General features: G+C 73.1%; 13 protein-coding genes. 8 read left to right on the forward strand and 5 right to left on the reverse strand.

What is annotated here, in order from left to right; all coding sequences use genetic code 11:
• Positions 1-25: 25 nt before the first annotated feature.
• Together ACT3SP_RS02160 and helR are read left to right on the forward strand one after the other, a co-directional pair.
• On the forward strand, positions 26-1,405 hold the full coding sequence (locus ACT3SP_RS02160; protein WP_444585594.1) for a hypothetical protein: 1,380 nt from the start codon (positions 26-28) through the stop codon (positions 1,403-1,405).
• A 180-nt stretch (positions 1,406-1,585) separates the two neighbouring features.
• Positions 1,586-3,724 (forward strand): RNA polymerase recycling motor ATPase HelR, encoded by a 2,139-nt coding sequence (gene helR / locus ACT3SP_RS02165; protein WP_444585595.1) that lies wholly within the window; start codon positions 1,586-1,588, stop codon positions 3,722-3,724.
• A 16-nt stretch (positions 3,725-3,740) separates the two neighbouring features.
• Here the strand turns inward: helR and ACT3SP_RS02170 are convergent, their stop codons facing one another.
• Both ACT3SP_RS02170 and ACT3SP_RS02175 read right to left on the reverse strand, forming a co-directional pair.
• Entirely contained in the window at positions 3,741-5,222 is a 1,482-nt protein-coding gene (locus tag ACT3SP_RS02170) for a peptide MFS transporter (protein ID WP_444585914.1), read from the reverse strand.
• Positions 5,223-5,353: 131 nt separating this feature from the next.
• A complete protein-coding gene (locus tag ACT3SP_RS02175; protein ID WP_444585596.1) occupies positions 5,354-6,862 on the reverse strand; it encodes a phytoene desaturase family protein in 1,509 nt (502 codons plus the stop codon).
• Between the two features lie 85 nt (positions 6,863-6,947).
• Here ACT3SP_RS02175 and ACT3SP_RS02180 point away from each other — a divergent pair, with 85 nt between their 5' ends.
• The 6 genes from ACT3SP_RS02180 to ACT3SP_RS02205 all read left to right on the forward strand — a co-directional run bounded on the left by ACT3SP_RS02180 (position 6,948) and on the right by ACT3SP_RS02205 (position 13,729).
• The gene (locus tag ACT3SP_RS02180; protein WP_444585915.1) at positions 6,948-7,784 is read left to right on the forward strand and encodes a siderophore-interacting protein; all 837 of its coding nucleotides are present in this window, start codon (positions 6,948-6,950) and stop codon (positions 7,782-7,784) included.
• Positions 7,781-8,425, forward strand: a complete 645-nt coding sequence (locus tag ACT3SP_RS02185) for a DNA-3-methyladenine glycosylase I (RefSeq protein WP_444585597.1) — start codon at positions 7,781-7,783, stop codon at positions 8,423-8,425. Before ACT3SP_RS02180 ends, ACT3SP_RS02185 begins: the two co-directional genes overlap by 4 nt.
• Before the next feature lie 69 nt (positions 8,426-8,494).
• A complete protein-coding gene (locus ACT3SP_RS02190; protein ID WP_444585598.1) occupies positions 8,495-9,796 on the forward strand; it encodes an O-acetylhomoserine aminocarboxypropyltransferase/cysteine synthase family protein in 1,302 nt (433 codons plus the stop codon).
• A 49-nt stretch (positions 9,797-9,845) separates the two neighbouring features.
• Positions 9,846-10,949 carry an FAD-dependent oxidoreductase gene (locus ACT3SP_RS02195; RefSeq protein WP_444585599.1) on the forward strand — a complete coding sequence of 368 codons (1,104 nt, stop codon included), beginning with the start codon at positions 9,846-9,848 and terminating at the stop codon, positions 10,947-10,949.
• Positions 10,950-10,959: 10 nt separating this feature from the next.
• Positions 10,960-11,709, forward strand: coding sequence for a PIG-L deacetylase family protein (locus tag ACT3SP_RS02200; protein WP_444585600.1), 750 nt, complete (start codon positions 10,960-10,962; stop codon positions 11,707-11,709).
• Positions 11,710-11,854: 145 nt separating this feature from the next.
• On the forward strand, positions 11,855-13,729 hold the full coding sequence (locus ACT3SP_RS02205) for a transketolase (RefSeq protein WP_444585601.1): 1,875 nt from the start codon (positions 11,855-11,857) through the stop codon (positions 13,727-13,729).
• Positions 13,730-13,778: 49 nt separating this feature from the next.
• Here the strand turns inward: ACT3SP_RS02205 and ACT3SP_RS02210 are convergent, their stop codons facing one another.
• The 3 genes from ACT3SP_RS02210 to ACT3SP_RS02220 all read right to left on the reverse strand — a co-directional run bounded on the left by ACT3SP_RS02210 (position 13,779) and on the right by ACT3SP_RS02220 (position 17,887).
• A complete protein-coding gene (locus ACT3SP_RS02210; protein ID WP_444585602.1) occupies positions 13,779-15,263 on the reverse strand; it encodes a sugar porter family MFS transporter in 1,485 nt (494 codons plus the stop codon).
• 141 nt (positions 15,264-15,404) lie between these two features.
• A complete protein-coding gene (gene metG, locus ACT3SP_RS02215; protein ID WP_444585603.1) occupies positions 15,405-17,207 on the reverse strand; it encodes a methionine--tRNA ligase in 1,803 nt (600 codons plus the stop codon).
• An 11-nt stretch (positions 17,208-17,218) separates the two neighbouring features.
• Entirely contained in the window at positions 17,219-17,887 is a 669-nt protein-coding gene (locus ACT3SP_RS02220; protein WP_444585604.1) for an HAD family hydrolase, read from the reverse strand.
• Between the last annotated feature and the right edge of the window lie 64 nt (positions 17,888-17,951).

The raw sequence follows: 17,951 nt of genomic DNA on the forward strand, positions 1-17,951 counted from the left end.
GCGCCCGGGGCGTCATGCTGGTGGGATGACGGAGGAGCAGCAGGCACAGCAGAGGGAGCGCGAGGCGGTGCTGTCCGAGTACGGCACCTGGCGGATCACCGCTGACGAGGATGCTCCGGTGGCCGAGGAGATCCGCACCCTGGAGACCCTGCTGCGGCTGAAGGCCGAGCATCTGGAGAGCCCCGACCCCGGGCTGTGGACGGAGGAGCTCGCCGCCGCGCTGCTCACCGACGTGGTGCCCCGCACCGTGATCCAGCCCCGGGAGCAGGTGATGGACATGGTGCCCTCGCTGGTCCGCTTCGTCAGCTATCTGCGGGAGACCGGCCGCTGGCATCCCGAGGCGATCAGCGCCACCGAGGCCCCGGCGATGCTCGGGGAGCTCGAGTTCGCGACGCTCGAAGCGGCCGACGATCCGACCCGTCGCTCCTTCTCCACCAACATCCTCGGCTACGGCATGGCCCTCGGGGTCGACCTCGAGGACGAGGACGAGCTGGCGGCGTTCATGCACTGGTACAACGCGCTGCCCGACGAGGAGCGGCTCACCCTCAGCGAGACCGGCAGGCTCCCGACGCCCAGCGTGCCCTACGACCGCACGGCGGCCCTGGACGCCGCGCGCAGCGACCGGCGCGCCGCCGTGTCCTGGCCCTGGTTCCTCCCCGCCCCCGAGGACGAGGCGTCGATCGCGATCGAGGACCTGCTGCCCGAGGAGGAGCACGAGGTCTACTCCGCCAACGACTTCGTGCGTCGCGCCGCGGCGATCCTCGACTTCGTGGGGGAGACGGGCCGCCGGGTCACCGGCACCGGTGCGCTGGGCCGTGCGGACTGCGCCGAGCTGCTGGACGCCGGGGTCGACAGCGGCGGCGACTCCTCGGCGGTGCGGACCATGTGGGACCGGCCCGATCTGGTCGGCCCCTGGATCACGCTGCTCGACGGAGGATGGCTCGACATCACGGGCGGTCGGGTGCATCGGGAGAGGGGGCCGGTGCCGTGGGTCCCCGAGGAGGTCGATGCCGAGGCGTTCGCCGCCTTCGGCCATGCCGTGCTCACCGCGACCCTGTTCGGCAAGGACGCCCGCGAGGCGGAGGACGGCGGCTTCCGCGGCATGCCCGACACCATCAGCGCCCTGCTCGCGGCGTGCGGGCCCTCGGGGCTCGTGCTCCACGAGCCGCTGTCCGAGGATCCGCAGGCGCCGCAGGTGCCGATCGACGGCGGGACCGGGCAGTGGGACCGTCGGGAGCTGGCCCGCTACTTCGCCGTCGAGCGCGACCTCGTCGACCTCGCGGAGATCGGGGTCCTCGACCGTGAGGGGCGTCGCTTCAGCGGCTCCGCCGCCGTGATGGTGGCGCTGGTCGCGCTGATCAAGGAGCACGGCGCCACGGGCGAGGCGAGCGGTCCGCTCGGCTGACCTGCGTCCCTGCGCACGGCTCTCCCCGACGTGCTCGCCGTCCGGCAAGCTCGCCGTGCGGGGCGCTCCCCGGCGCGCTCCCCGTCGCCGTAGCCCCAGTATAGGTGCAGGTGGGGGGCTTGCGGCAAGGGCCCCTCGGTGTGCTGGACTCAGCCCCTCGCGATCGACCCCGGGGGAGACATGACTCGACGGACCGGCAGCTTCGACCTGCCCGCACACCTGGCGCACAAGGCGGCGCCGCACCGCATCGGCGCCGACGGACGACGCCTGGCGGACATCGACGCCGCGCTCGAGGCGGACATCGACGCCGTGGAGCGGCGGCTCGAGGACGCCCTCGCCCACCCGGCCGCCGACGCGCAGGGCCGCGTCGAGCGGGAGGCGAGCGTGGACCACTTCCGACGGCGCCTGCGCGGTCTGCAGGGCTTCCGCCGCGACGCGGTGCTGGGGAGGATGACACCGGCCGACGGCGGCGAGCCCGTCTACATCGGCCGCCTCGGCGTGCGCGGAGCGGACGGCAGACCGCTGCTGGTGGACTGGCGCTCCGAGGTCGCCGCCCCCTTCTTCTCCGCCACCCGCGCGGAGCCCATGGGTCTCGCCTCGCGGCGACGCTACCGCTGGGCGGGCGAGGTGATCCGTGACTACTGGGACGAGGCGCTCGTCGAGGGCGCGGTCGGGGAGGAGAGCAGCCCGGACGAGGAGTCGGCACTGCTGGCGGTGCTCGAGCAGGCGCGCACCCCGCGGATGCGCAGCGTGCTGAGCACGCTCGCGGCCGACCAGGACGCGATCATCCGCGCCTCCTCGACGGGCCCGCTGGTGGTCGACGGCGGTCCCGGCACCGGCAAGACCGTGGTCGCCCTCCACCGGGCGGCCTACCTGCTGTACAGCGACCCGCGCCTGGCCGCGGGCCGCGGCCGGGTGCTCGTCGTCGGCCCGCACCACCCGTACCTGCACTACGTGGCCGACGTCCTGCCGAGCCTCGGCGAGGACGGCGTGCGCACCTGCACGATCGAGGACATGGTCCCCGAGGGCGCGGAGGCGACCCCGGAGTCGGACCCCGAGGTGGCGGCGCTCAAGGGGTCCCGGGCGATGCTCGAGGCGATCGAGCTCGCGGTCGCGCTGTACGAGGAGCCGCCGACCGAGCCCTGCGGGATCCATACGGGATGGGGGAGCGTCGACCTCGAGGCGGAGGACTGGGCGGAGGCCTTCGCAGCGGTCGATCGGGGCACGGCGCACAACCTCGCCCGCGAGCAGCTCTGGGAGGAGCTCGCGGAGATCGTCGCGGAGCGCCTCGGCGCCCAGTACGGGGAGCATCCGCCGCCCGAGGACGTGCGCGCAGCGCTCGAGCGGGATCAGGAGCTGGTCCGGACCGTGCACCGCGCCTGGCCGCTCCTGCACGCGCCGGACCTGGTGGGCGACCTCTACGAGGTCCCGGCCTACCTGCGCCGGTGCGCCCCAGCGCTCGATGGCCGACAGCGGCAGCTGCTGCGTCGCGAGGACCCGAGGGCCTGGACGGTCGCCGACCTCCCGCTGCTCGACGCGGCGCGGCATCGCCTCGGCGATCCCGGGCACGACGCGCGATCGGCCCGCCACCGCGCCGCCCAGCAGGAGCTCGTCGACGAGGTCGCGCTCACCCTCGACGAGCTGATCGACGCCGACAGCTCCGAGATGCGGGTGATGTCGATGCTGGGAGGCGAGGACCTGCGCAGCGCGCTCGCGGACCGGGTCCCGCTGGAGACCCCCGCCCCGGACGAGCTCGCGGGCCCCTTCACCCACATCGTGGTCGACGAGGCGCAGGAGCTCGACGACGCCCGGTGGGCGATGATCCGCCGACGCTGCCCCTCGGGGAGCCTCACCCTCGTCGGGGACCGCGCCCAGGCCTCCGACGGCTTCGTCGGCAGCTGGCAGGAGCGGCTCGCGCGGGTGGGGCTCGAGCGCGCACGGGTGGTCGGGCTGGGCGTCAACTACCGCACCCCGGCCGAGATCATGGAGCAGGCGGCGCCGGTGATCAGGGCGGCGCTCCCGGACGCGAACGTCCCCACCTCGATCCGGGAGTCCGGACTGCCCGTGCGCGAGGGTCGCGTCGAGCAGCTCGAGCAGGTGGTGGAGGAGTGGCTGGCAGCCCACGAGGAGGGGACCGTGGCCGTGATCGGGGCCTCCGGCGTCCGGGCGCGGCCCCGGGTGCAGGTGCTGACCCCGCGCCTGGCCAAGGGGCTCGAGGTCGACCTGGTGGTGCTCGTGGATCCCGAGCGGTTCTCAGCGCCCGAGCGCTACGTGGCGATGACCCGTGCGACCCAGGAGCTGGTGGTGCTGGGGCGGTGACGGCGAGCGCGGCCCCTCAGCGCACCCCGCGCATGCCGCGGCCCACGGGAGCGGCGATGAGCAGCATGACCGCACCGATCGCGATGGTGACCGCGCCGAGGGCGCCGAAGTACGCGACCTCGTCCTGGGCGGAGTAGAAGCCCGCGAGAGCGCCGGAGAGCGAGGTGCCCAGCGCCACCGCGAGGTTGTACAGCGCCATCATCATCACCGGGTAGGCGGTGGGCGCGAGCTTGGTGGCGAGCGAGAGTCCGACGGGGGAGAGCCACAGCTCGCCGACCGTGGCGACGACCATGATCAGCGCGATCCACAGCACCGGCACCTTGACCACCGAGGCCATCGGCAGGAAGAGCAGGAAGGCGGAGCCCATCAGGATGATGCCCACCCCGAACTTGCGCGGGGTGGTGGGCTGGCGCGGACCGAGCCGCGTCCACAGCGCCGCCATCACCGGGGCCAGCACGATGATGAAGAACGGGTTGAAGGACTGCACCCACGGGATCGGGATCGTCCACTCGCCGAGGAAGGGCAGCGACAGCACCCGGTCCAGGCGGGTGTCGGAGTAGAGCGTGATCACGGTGAACTGCTGCTGGAACAGGGCGAAGAACGCCGCGGTGCCGATGAACAGCGGGATGAAGGACAGGACCCGGGAGTGCTCGTCCGCGTCGAGCTTCCTCGAGGTCAGCAGCAGGGCGAAGATCGCCACCGCGCCGATCACCGCGAGCGCGGCGACCACCGTCGCGAGGTTGCCGGCATGGAGCACGCCGGTCAGGGCCAGGGCGATCACGAGCACCACCGCGCCCGCGCCGATCGCCGCCCACAGCGGGTACATCCGGCGGGGCAGCGGGTCGGGGACGGCGTGCACGCTCGCCGGGAGCCCCTTGCGGGTCAGCGCGTACTGGGCCAGACCGATGAGCATGCCCACCGCGGCGAGGCCGAAGCCGAGGTGGAAGCCCCATTCCTGCTGGGCGACGCCGGTGATCAGCGGTCCGAGCAGACCGCCGATGTTGATGCCCATGTAGTAGATCGAGAAGCCGGCGTCGCGGCGCGTGTCCTGCAGCGAGTACAGGGAGCCGACCAGGGTCGCCGCGGTCGACTTCAGCCCGCCCGAGCCCACGCCCACCAGCAGCAGGCCCAGGACCAGTCCCGGCACACCGGGCACCAGCGCCAGGGCGATGTGCCCCAGCATGATCATCACGGCGCTGGCGAAGAGCGTCCTCTCGGGGCCCAGCAGCCGGTCCGAGACCAGCGCGCCCAGGATCGAGAAGAGGTAGACCGAGCCGCCGTAGGCGCCGACGATGCCGAGCGCCACGGACTCGTCGATCCCCAGCCCGCCGGAGGCGGCGGCGAAATACATGTAGATCGCGAGGATGCCCTGCATCCCGTAGAAGCTGAACCGTTCCCACAGCTCGACGCTGAACAGGTTCGCGAGCGGACCCGGCTGGCCCAGGAAGGTGCGGCCGGAGGGGTTGTGCTCGCGGTCCGCGAGCGCCTGCGCGGCCATCCCTCCGCCGTCCCCGCCGGGAAGGTCGGGAGGCGTCAGGTCGGGAGCGGGGCCGGTCGAGGAATTCACGGGGAGACATCCTGCGCCTCACGCCGACACAGGACAATTCGCGGAGCACCGCGTGTGACGAGTCAGTCGCCGGGGGAGAGGTCGCCGGGGGAGAGGTCCGGCATCTCGTGGACGCCGAACTCGTGCCGCAGCACGCTCCGTGCGGCGTGCCACCCCGACATGCCGTGCACGCCCGGGCCCGGAGGGGTCGCCGAGGAGCACAGGTACCAGCCGGTCTCGGCGAGGCGAGCGGGGTCCCAGCGCGCCGTGGGGCGGGCGATCATCCCGGCCATCGTCACCCGGCCCATCGAGATGTCACCGCCCACCAGGGACGGGTTGTGCGCCGGCAGCTCCGCGGCAGGGATCCCGCGGGAGGCGACGACCAGATCGCGGAACCCCGGGGCGAAGCGCTCGATCTGGGCGGTGACCAGCTCGGTGGGATCGGTGGTGTCCCCGGCGGGCACGTGCGCGTAGGCCCACAGGGGGCGGAGCCCGCCGTGCAGGCGGGTCGGGTCGGCCACGGTGGGGTCGCTGACCAGGGTCACCGGCTGCTCGGGCACGATGCCCGCCGCGACCTGTGCCTCCGCCCTCGCCATCTGCGCCCGGGTCCCGCCGAGGTGCTGGGTGCCGGCCTCGCCCACCTCCGGATCGCGCCACGGCACCGGGCCGGAGAGCACGAAGTCGACCTTCGCCGCCGCGTCGCCGTGCGGGAAGCGTCGCAGGGCGCGCTCGAGCCGCGCCGGCAGGCGGCTGCCGAGGATGTCCGCGGCGGCCTCCGCGGGGGTGTCCAGCAGCACCGCCCGGGCCGGCGGCACGTCGCGCCAGCTGCGCACATGATGGCCCGTGGCCAGGCGGCCGCCGTGGGCGCGCAGATCGGTCAGGAGAGTCTCGGTGATCGCCTGGGAGCCGCCGACGGGGATCGGCCAGCCCACCCCGTGCGCGATCGTCCCCAGCAGGCCCGCCGTCGCCGCCATCGCGAGGGAGGGCATGCGGCCGATGGCATGGGCCGCCACCCCGGCCAGCAGGGCGCGCGCCTGCTCGGTCCGGAAGGGCAGTCCCCAGGCCGGGGTGCCCTGGAGGCCGATGAGGGCGCCGTAGAGCGGTGCGACGGCGAGCGTCGCCGGTGTCAGCAGGGCCGGCGGCACCGAGCGCTTGTCGCCGAGCGCGAGCTCGACCACGAGGTCCTGGTGCCTCGCGAGGAGTCCGAGGCTCGCCCGCCAGGCCGGGCCGTCGACCCCCAGGCCGTCGGCCGTGCGCTCCGCGTCGTGCCAGGCGATCGCGGCCGGACCGTCGTCCAGCGGCTGCGCGTAGGAGGCGGCCGGGGCGATCGCCTCGACGCCGCGCGCACGGATGTCGAAGGCGGCGAAGAAGGGGCTCGCGAGCGCGAGCGGGTGCGCCGCCGAGCAGATGTCGTGGACGATGCCGGTCGCGAGGCCGAGGTCGAGGGTGCGGGCGCCGCCGCCGAGGGTGTCCTCCGCTTCGAGCACCTGCACCGAGAGCCCGGCGCGGGCGAGGGTCACGGCGGCGGCGAGGCCGTTGGGGCCGGAGCCCACCACGGCGACGTCGACTTCGGGGACGGGCTGGACGCTCATCGGCCCAGCCTAGAGGACCTGGGGGAACGGTGCCCCAACCCGTCCGTCCATTTACGTCACGGAGAACTAGCGTAATGTGGTGAGCATGCAGAGCACCACCGAACAGACCCGTCCCGCCCGCCGTCAGAAGGCACAGGCCGTGCTGGAGGTGCTCGGCAAGACCCGCATCTCGCCGCGCCTGCTGCGGCTGACCCTGGGCGGTGAGGGGTACAGCGCGCTGAACCGCAACGAGCACACCGACGCCTACGTCAAGCTGCTGGTCGCGGATCCGTCCTCGGGCCTCCAGCCGCCCTACGACATGGACGCCCTGCGCGAGTCCAGTCCCGAGCTGATGCCCGCCCGCCGCACCTACACCGTGCGCCGCTGGGACGACGAGAACCAGCGCCTGGACCTCGACGTGGTCCTCCACGGCGACGGCGAGGACAACGGCGTGGCCGCCCGCTGGGCGGACGAGGCGCAGCCCGGGGACCCGATCGCGATGATGGGCGCCGGCGGCGGCTACACCCCGCAGCCCGGGACGCGGCGCCACCTGCTGATCGGCGACCACGCCGCTCTCCCCGCGATCGCCGCGGCGCTGGAGTCGATGGACCCGGCGGCGACCGGCCTCGCGCTGATCCACCTCGACCACGACGCGGACCGTCTCCAGCTCGAGCATCCCGAGGGCGTCGAGCTGCGCTGGGTGATCGGGGCGCGCGAACAGCTCGTCGATGCCGTCTCCGCCCTCGACCTCTCCGACCACGAGGGCCTGCAGGTGTTCTGCCACGTCGAGCGCGGGATCACCAAGACCCTGCGCCGGCTGCTGGTCAAGGAGGCAGGCATCCCCCGCGCACAGCTCTCGATCTCCGCCTACTGGGCGCTGGGCCGCATCGAGGACCAGTTCCAGGCCGAGAAGCGCGAGCCGATCGGAGCGATCGACGAGTGAGCGAGGGCCTCGTCCGCGGGGAGGACGGGCTGGTCCGCCCGGCCTGGGCCTCCGCCCATGACGACCTTCGCGAGTACTACGACACCGAGTGGGGCATGCCGGTGCGGGACGAGCAGGGCGTGTTCGAGCGCCTCGCCCTCGAGGGATTCCAGTCGGGCCTGAGCTGGGCGACGATCCTGCGGCGCCGCGAGGGCTTCCGGCGCGCCTTCGCCGGCTTCGACGTCGATGCGGTCGCCGGCTTCGGCCCGGCCGACGTCGAGCGTCTGCTGGGCGACGCCGGGATCATCCGCCACCGCGGCAAGATCGAGGCCACGGTCTCCAACGCCCGCGCCGCGCGCGCCCTGCGCGACGAGCGCGGGCCGGGCACCACCCTCGCGGACCTGGTGTGGTCCCACCGACCCCCGCGCACCCCGCGGCCGACGCTCCCCGAGGAGGTGCCGACCACGAGCGAGGAGTCGATCGCGCTGGCGAGGGAGCTCAAACGGCGCGGCTTCCGCTTCGTCGGCCCCACCACGATGTTCGCGCTGATGGAGGCGCTCGGCGTGGTCGACACCCATCTGCTCGGATCGCACCGCCGCGGCACCTCCGGGGTGTGGCACCCCGACGGCACGCCGGTCGTCCCAGGCCACACTCCGTCATAGATCTCGCCCCCGGCCGCCCCGGGTGTCCACGATGGACACCTCACGCACGACGGCGGACCAGGAGGCGCGATGAGCACGGCAGGGATCCACGCGGGATGGAGCGCGGCGACGGACTGCCACGGCGCGCTCACCCCGCCGGTGTACTCCGCGAGCGCCTACGCCCAGACCTCGCACGCCACGCTGAAGGCGCGCTTCGAGAGGCGGGAGCAGGGCTTCGCCTACGCGAGGTCGGGCAACCCCACCACCGCGGTGCTCGAGGAGCGGATCACCGCGCTCGAGGGCGGCACCGCGGCCATCGCGGTCGCCTCCGGGCAGTCGGCGACCACCATCGCCCTGTGCGCTCTCGCTGCGCCCGGCGGGCACGTCGTCGCCTCCTCGCTGCTCTACGGCGGCACCACCGAGTTCCTCGACGACACCCTCGCCGATCTCGGCGTGACCTGCACCGTGGTCGACCCGTGGGACCTGCGGGCCTGGGAGGAGGCCTTCACCGCGGACACCCGGGCCGCGATCGTGGAGTCCATCGCGAATCCCGGCGCACAGCTGGTGGACCTCGAGGCGCTGAGCGCGATCGCCCACGCCCGCGACGTGCCCGTCGTCGTGGACTCCACCCTCGCCAGCCCCGCCCTCTACCGCCCCGGTGAGCACGGGGCGGACGTGGTCGTCCACTCCGCCACCAAGTACCTGTGCGGGCACGGCACCACCATCGCCGGGCTGATCGTCGACACCGGGAGGTTCGACCCCCGCCGATGTCCCGAGCGCTGGGAACGTCTCACCACCCCCAACCGACGCTTCGGCGTCACCTTCGCCGACGAGTACGAGCGCGGCGGCTCGGGCCTGCTGGCCTACGCCCGCGCCAAGTACGTCACCGACTTCGGCACCACCCTGCCCGCCGCCAGCGCCCAGCAGATCCTCGTCGGCATCGAGACCCTCGACCTGCGGGTGCGCAAGATCAGCGCCGACGCCGCCGTCCTCGCCGCGGAGCTCCACGGCCTGCCCGGCGTGGCAGCCGTGCACCACCCCACGATCCCCGGGCGGCCCGACGCCCACCTCGCCGCCCGCGACTTCCCCCACGGGACCTCCGGCGTGTTCTCCCTCGAGCTGGAGGGCGGGGAGGGCGCCGCCGCGGCCTTCTGCGACGCGCTGACGCTGTGGACCATCGCGGTGAACATCGGCGACGCCCGCTCCCTGGTCTGCCACCCCGCCACCACCACCCACTGCCATCTCACCGACGCCCAGCGCGAGGCCTGCGGCGTCGGCCCCGGGACCGTGCGGCTCAGCGTCGGCCTCGAGGACCGCGCGGACCTCCGGGCCGATCTCGAGCGCGGGCTCGCCGCCGCGCGCGAGGCGGCGGAGGTGCTCGCCGCGGCGTGAGGCGCGTCGCCTCCGGGAACAGTCCGTGCCGGGCGACGTTGGACCCGGTATGGAGACCTCGGTGCGCACGGCGGACGTGGTGGTGATCGGTGCCGGGCAGGCCGGGCTGTCGGCCGCCCACCACCTGTCGCGCCGCGGAGGCCTGGAGGTCGTGGTCCTCGACGCCGAGGACGGGCCCGGCGGCGCGTGGCGGCACCGCTGGGAGAGCCTCACCATGGCCACGGTCAACGGGATCCGGGAGCTGCCGGGCATGCCGCCGGTCGCGGTCGCGGACGATCTTCCCGCGCGCCGTGCGGTGCCCGACCACTTCGCCGACTTCGAGCGCCGTCTCCCGCTGCCGATCGAGCGCCCGGTCCGGGTGACGCTCGTCGAGGACGACCCCTCGGGCGCGGGCCCCGGCCCCCGCCCGCTGCTGGTGCACTCCGCGGACGGGGACGGTCGGCGGCGCGCGCCCCTGCGCACCCGCGCCGTGCTCAACGCGACCGGGACCTGGACCCGCCCCTTCGTGCCCGCGATCCCGGGTGCGGCGAGCTTCCGCGGCGTCCAGCTGCACACCGCCGACTACCGCGGCGCCGTGGCCTTCACGGGACGACGGGTCGGCATCGTCGGCGGCGGCATCAGCGCGCTCGGGCACCTCCTCGAGATCGCCGAGGTGGGGGAGACGTTCTGGTACACGCGGAGGGAGCCGCGCTTCGACGAGCGCCGCTTCACCGCCGAGCGCGGCCGTGAAGCCGTCGCCGGAGTGCGGGAGCGGGTGGAACAGGGTCTCCCCGTGGCCAGCGTGGTCTCCGCGACCGGTCTCGCCTGGACGCCGGAGCTGAGGGAGGCGCGGTCTCGGGGCATCCTCGCCCGCCGGCCCATGTTCGCCCGCCTCACCGGGACAGGCGTCGTGGAGGCGGACGGCACCCGCACGGAGCTCGACGTGGTCCTGTGGGCCACCGGCTTCCGCCACGAGCTGCGCCACCTGCGCGGACTCTCCCTGCGCAACGAGCACGGCGGCATCACCATGGACGGCACCGCCGTGGCCGGGGATCCCCGTGTCCATCTGCTCGGCTACGGGCCCAGCGCCTCCACCGTCGGCGCGAACCGGGCCGGTCGAGCGGCGGTGCGCCGACTGCACGCGGACCTCGTCGGACGGGGCGCCGCCGCCTAAGGTGGAGACCATGACCACCACCGAGCAGATCCTTCTCCCGCCCCTGCCGGAGGACGGCGTGCGGCGCGTGCTGTGCATCGTCGCCCATCCCGACGACATGGAGTACGGCGCCTCCGCCGCCGTGGCCGCCTGGACCGCCGTCGGCGTCGAGGTGAGCTACCTGCTGCTCACGCGCGGGGAGGCGGGCATGGCCGAGGCCCCGGAGACCGTCGGGCCCCTCCGCGAGACGGAGCAGCGCCGCGCCTGCGAGCGGGTGGGGGTGAGCGACCTGCGCTTCCTCGACCACCCCGACGGGATGCTCGAGGGCACCCTCGCCCTGCGCCGCGACATCGCCCGCGTGGTCCGCCAGGTGCGCCCCGACCTCGTGCTCACCGCGAACTTCGAGGTCGAGGCCTACGGCGGTCTGAACCAGGCCGATCATCGGGTGGCCGGACTCGCCGCCGCCGACGGCGCGCGCGACGCCGCGAACCCGTGGGTGTTCCGCGAGCTCGCGGAGCAGGAGGGGCTCCCGGCCTGGAGCGCCCGCGCGCTGCTGGTGGCCGGGCACCCCGGCCCGACCCACGCCAAGACCGTCGGCGAGGAGCAGGTGCAGGCCGCGGTGGACTCGCTGAGCGCGCACCAGGCCTATCTCGCGCACGTCACCGGGCACCCCCGCCCCGAGGAGTTCATCCCCGGGATCCTGCGCGACGGGGGAGAGGCCGCCGGGACCGCGCATGCGGTGGTGTTCCGCGTCCACGACCTGGGCGGCCTCGGGGACTGAGCCGCGCGGAGCGGACCGCTCGGTCGCCCCCGCCCTTGGCGCACTCCTCGCAGGCTCCTAGTCTGGAGGTTTCACGGACGACGAGCCACGGACCCACCGGTGCGCTCCACCACTCCGCACCCGGGGTCCGGGAAAGAGCAGTCCCATGACCACGCCCACCGCACCTCTCGAGGCATCGGACCTCGACCAGGTCCGCGAGCTCGCCGCGCAGCTGCGCGTCGACTCGATCCGAGCCTCCTCCAGCGCCGGCTCCGGACATCCCACCTCGAGCATGTCCGCCGCGGACCTGCTGGCCGTGCTGCAGGCGCGCCACCTGCGCTACGACTGGGACCGGCCCGACGCCCCCGGGAACGACCACCTGATCTTCTCCAAGGGCCACGCCTCCCCGCTGCTGTACGCCGTCCACAAGGCCGCCGGCGTCGTCTCCGACGAGGAGCTGATGTCCGGCTACCGTCGCTTCGACCACCGCCTCGAGGGCCACCCCACGCCGGTGCTGCCCGGGGTGGACGTCGCCACCGGGTCGCTCGGGCAGGGACTGCCCGACGGCGTCGGCATCGCCCTGTCCGGCAGGCATCTCGAACACGCTCCCTACCGCGTCTGGGTGCTGTGCGGCGACAGCGAGCTCGCCGAGGGCTCCATGTGGGAGGCGTTCGACAAGGCCTCCCACTACGGCCTGACCAACCTGGTCACGATCGTGGACGTCAACCGGCTCGGTCAGCGCGGCCCCACCGACCTCGGCTGGGACATGGACGCCTACCGGGCGCGGGTCGAGGCCTTCGGCGCCCGCGCCCTGGTCATCGACGGGCACGACATCGCCGAGATCGACGAGGCGCTCGCCCGGGCCGACGAGCCCGGCGACCGGCCGCTGGTGATCCTCGCCCGGACCGTCAAGGGCAAGGGGTACGCCCCGATCGAGGACCAGGAGGACCGTCACGGCAAGCCGCTCTCGCAGGACGAGGCCGCCGAGGCGGTCCAGGGCCTCGGCGGGGAGCGGAACCTGCTGGTGCGCGGACCGCGGCCCCCGGAGATCACGCGTGAGGAGCCCGCCGTCGACTCCCTCCGCATGCCCACCTTCCCCGTCGGCGAGGAGGTCGCGACCCGCAAGGCGTACGGCGCCGGGCTGGTCGCCCTCGGCCGCGCGGACCCGCGCGTGGTCGCGCTGGACGGCGAGGTGTCCAACTCCACCGGCGCCGGCGACTTCGCCGAGCAGCTCCCGGACCGCTTCTTCGAGATGTTCATCGCGGAGCAGCAGATGGTCGCGGCGGCCACCGGGCTCTCGGTCCGCGGGCACATCCCCTTCTCCTCGTCCTTCGCGGCCTTCCTCACCCGTGCCGCGGACTTCCTGCGCATGGCGCCCGTCTCCCGCGTGGACCTGCGCATGGTCGGCTCCCACGCCGGGGTCGAGATCGGCGCCGACGGGCCCTCCCAGATGGGCCTCGAGGACCTTGCCCTGTTCGCCGCGATCCAGGGCTCCACCGTCCTGTACCCGGCCGACGGCACCTCGACCGTCGCCCTGGTCGAGCGGATGGCCGCCACCTCCGGGGTCAGCTACCTGCGCACCACCCGGGGGGCCTACCCGGGACTGTACGAGGCGGGGGAGGAGTTCCCCGTTGGCGGGTCGAAGACGGTGCTGAGCTCCGAGGACGACGACGTCACCCTGATCGGTGCCGGCGTGACGCTGCACGAGGCGCTCGCCGCCGGGGCCCGCCTCGCCGACCACGGCATCCGGGCCCGCGTGATCGACGCCTACTCGGTCAAGCCGCTGGACGCGGACGGCGTGCGCGCGGCGGTCGCCGGGACCGGGGGCCGGGTCGTCGTCGCCGAGGACCATCACGCCGAGGGAGGCCTGGGCGCGGCCGTCCTCGCGGCGCTCGCGCAGGAGCCCATCGCGGACCTGCATCTCGCGCACCTGGCCGTGGACGGCGTGCCGGGCTCCGGCACCGGTCCCGAGCTGCTCGCCTGGGCGGGCATCGACGCGGCGCACATCGCCGCCGCCGCGGAGGGGCTGCTGGAGGGCTGAGCCGCCCAGGGCACCGGTCCCCGGGATCCGCCCCGGGGACCGGTGCTCCTCAGTCCCCCGACTCCTCGGGGCCCCCGGCGCCCTTCCGGGCCCGCCCCAGCTGGAGGGTGTCCATGTCCTCGAGCTCGCGGTCCTTCGTCTCCGGCACCCAGAGGTACACGAAGACCAGGCTGAGCAGCGCGAAGCCCGCATACAGGCCGTAGGCGAAGGTGAGGCCGATCTCCGAGAGGGTCGGGAAGGTCGAGGAGACCGCCCAGTTCGCACCCCACTGCGCGGCGGCGGCCACGGCCAGGGCCGAGGCGCGGATGCGGTTGGGGAAGATCTCGCCCAGCAGCACCCACACCAACGGACCCCAGGTGGTGCCGAAGAACATCACGAAGGCGTTGGCCCCGACCAGTGCCACGGTGGACCAGGGGTCGGGCAGCGCGACGGCATCCGACCCGGGGGCGATCTCGCCGAACGAGAAGGCCAGCGCCATCAGCCCCAGCGACGCCGTCATGCCCGCCGAGCCCACCAGCAGCATCAGGCGCCGGCCCACCCTGTCCACCAGCAGGATCGCGATGATGGTCGCGATGATGTTCATCACCGAGGTGATGGTGCTGGTCAGAAGCGCCTGCGACTCGTCGAAGCCGACCGACTGCCACAGCGTCGTCGAGTAGTAGAAGATGACGTTGATGCCCACCAGCTGCTGGAACAGCGAGAGCAGGATGCCGAGCCAGACGATCGGCTTCAGGCCGAACCTCCCGCCGAGCAGGTCGCGCAGGCTCTCCTTCTGCTCCCGCTCGAGGGTCTTGCGGATCTGCTCGATCTTGAGGTTCACGTCGAGCTCGCCGGTGAAGTCGAAGAGGACCTTCGAAGCGCGGTCCACGTCCCCCTTGCCGATCAGGTAGCGCGGCGACTCCGGCAGGAACAGCGCCATGATGCCGTAGACCGCAGCGGGCACGGCTTCGATCATGAACATCCACCGCCAGGCCGCGACCCCGAACCAGTAGGACTCGGCGGCGCCGCCGGCGCCGTTGGCGATCATCGCGTTCGAGAGCAGCGCGGTGAAGATGCCCAGCACGATGGCCAGCTGCTGCAGCGAGCCGAGGCGCCCGCGGAACTTCGCCGGCGCGACCTCGGCGATATAGGCCGGGGCGATGACGCTCGCGGCGCCCACGCCGAAGCCGCCCACCACGCGCCAGGCGATGAGATCCCAGACCCCGAAGGCGAGCCCCGAGCCGATCGCGGAGACGAAGAAGAGGATCGCGGCGATCACCATCACCGGGATGCGACCGAAGCGGTTGGCGAGGCCGCCCGCGAACCAGGCGCCCACGGCACAGCCGATCAGCGCCGAGGAGACGGCGAAGCCGGTCAGCCCGGCGCCGAGGGAGAACTCGCTCGAGAGCGCATTGACCGCTCCGTTGATCACAGAGGTGTCGAAGCCGAAGAGGAAACCGCCGACGGCGGCGGCCACGCTGATCGCGATGACCTTCGGATTCAGGTGCTGAGCATGAGTCCCGGCGTCATCGGGTCGGGCATCTGACGTGGTCATGGCAGATCGCCTCCTCGTCGGGTATCAAGTCGGGTATCGAGTCGGGTATCGGGTCGGGGATCAGGGTCCGGCCACGCTACACCTCGCCGCGTCCCGTCCCCGACGGCGTCGCGCCCTTCCCCGCAGAAGGGCGCGACGGGATCACTCCGCGGCGGCTTCGGCCTCGAGCCGCTCGAGCTCCTCCTCGGCGATGCGGGGATCGAGCTTGACGAAGATCGGGGTGGGCCTGGGGACCGGGCGGCCGACGGCCACGGGACGATGCTCCCAGGCGGCCAGATCCGTGTAGTCACCGGTGATGATCGGGTAGCCGGGCCCTCCGTCGAGGTCCTCGACCTCCTCGATGCGCGGCATCGGGGCGATCTGCCGGTCGCCGCCCAGCGCCGTCTCCACCGCATTGGAGGAGGTGGGCAGGAACGGGGCCAGCATCGTGTTGAGGTCGGTGACCGCCTGGGCGAGCACGTGCAGGACCGTGAGCAGCCGCGGACGCTGCTCCTCCGCCTTCATCTTGAACGGCTCCGTCTCGGAGACGTAGCGGTTCGCCTCGCCCACCAGGCGCATGATCTCGGCGATCGCGGCGCGCTGACGATGCGCCTCGATGAGCTTCCCGACAGTGGTGAAGCCCTCGCGGATCGCGCCCAGCAGCTTCTCGTCGACCGGCTCGAACGCTCCCGCGGCCGGGATCTCGCCGACGTTCTTCGCGATCATCGCGGCGGTGCGGTTGACGAGGTTGCCCCAGCCGGCGACCAGCTCGTTGTTGGTGCGCGAGACGAAGTCGGTCCAGGTGAAGTCCGCGTCCTGGTTCTCGGGGCCGGCGGCGGAGATGTAGTAGCGCAGCGCATCGGGCTGGTAGCGCTCGAGCACGTCCCGGACGTAGATGACGACCCCCTTGGAGGAGGAGAACTTCTTGCCCTCCATGGTGAGGAACTCGCTCGAGACGACCTCGGTGGGGAGCTTCAGCTCGCCGAAGCGGCCGGGCTCGCCGCCCTTGTCGCCCCGGCCGTTCTGGGCGATCATCTCCGCCGGCCAGATCTGGGAGTGGAAGACGATGTTGTCCTTGCCCATGAAGTAGTAGGCGAGGGTGTCGGGATCGTTCCACCATGTCCGCCACGCGTCGGGATCGCCGGAGCGGCGGGCCCACTCGATCGAGGCCGAGAGGTAGCCGATCACTGCGTCGAACCACACGTACAGGCGCTTGTTCGGCTGGTCCTCCCAGCCCGGCACCGGGATGCCCCAGTCGATGTCGCGGGTCATCGCGCGGGGCTTGATGTCCTCGAGGATGTTCTGGCTGAAGCGGATGACGTTCGGGCGCCACAGCCCGGTCTCCTCCCGCTCGTCGAGCCAGCGGCCCAGCTCGGCGGCCAGCGCGGGCAGGTCCAGGAACCAGTGGGAGGTCTCGACGAACTCCGGGGTCTCGCCGTTGATGCGGGAGACCGGGTCGACGAGGTCCGTGGGGTCCAGCTGGTTGCCGCAGTTGTCGCACTGGTCGCCGCGGGCGCCGCCCGCACCGCAGATCGGGCAGGTGCCCTCGATGTAGCGGTCCGGGAGGGTGCGGCCGGTCGACGGGGAGATCGCGCCCGAGGTGGTCCTCTCCACCATGTAGCCGTTGTCCCGCACGGTCACGAACATGTCCTGGACCACCTGGTAGTGGTTGCGGGTCGTGGTGCGGGTGAACAGGTCGTAGGAGAGCCCCAGCGCGACGAGGTCCTCGACGATGAGGCGGTTGTTGCGATCGGCGAGCTCCCGGGCGGTGATGCCCTCGGCGTCGGCCTGCACCAGGATCGGGGTGCCGTGCTCGTCGGTGCCGGAGACCATGAGCACGTCGTGACCCGCCATGCGCATGTAGCGGGAGAAGACGTCGGAGGGGACGCCGAAACCGGCGACATGGCCGATGTGGCGGGGGCCGTTCGCGTACGGCCAGGCGACTGCGGACAGGACTGTGCTCATGGGAGACGATTCTAGGGGAGGGGAGGGCCGATGCCGTCCGCCCGGTGCAGGACCGCGTGCCAGCCGCAGGACCTCGCCGCCCGCACATGTCCCGCCGTGTCGTCCAGCAGCGCGATCCGCGCGGCCGGGACCTCCTCGCCGAGGACCTGCTGGATCCGCTCCCGCGCGCGGCGGAACGCCTCGGGGTCCGGCTTCGCGGCCCCGAGGTCCGCGGAGTTCAGCAGGAGTCGACGTCCCGGCCCGAGGAAGGGGTCGAGCCCCAGCTCGCTCAGCTCGGCGGGGACCCGATCCGTCCCGTTGGTCAGTACGAACACGGAGATCCCGCGTGCCCGGAATCCCTGGAGCCCGGCCAGCACCACCGGGTCGATCCGGGCCGGGGTCGAGGCCCAGCGGTCCACGGCGGCCCGAGCATCGGCCGGTGCGCTCCCCGCCTCCACGAGGTCGCGCCGGGCGAGCTCGCGCCAGCACGCGTGGGTGCCCCGTCCTCTCACCACCTCGTCGAGATACGGGTTGCCGAGCACCGCGCGGAACGCGGTGCCGGGCGCGGTGCCGGTCATCTCATCGAGCTCGCTCCAGAGCGACCGGTCGAAGACTCGGAGCACCCCGTCGAGGTCCGAGACGACGGCGCGGACCTCGTGCTGCTCGACCAGGGCCGACAGCTCGGGGAGCGAAGGAGGCACGGAGCCATCGTCGGCGGATCAGCCGCAGGAAAACCCCGTGACACCGCACCTGACGTCGCCTAGC

Source organism: Brachybacterium sp. AOP43-C2-M15, assembly GCF_052446295.1.
Lineage (GTDB): Bacteria > Actinomycetota > Actinomycetes > Actinomycetales > Dermabacteraceae > Brachybacterium.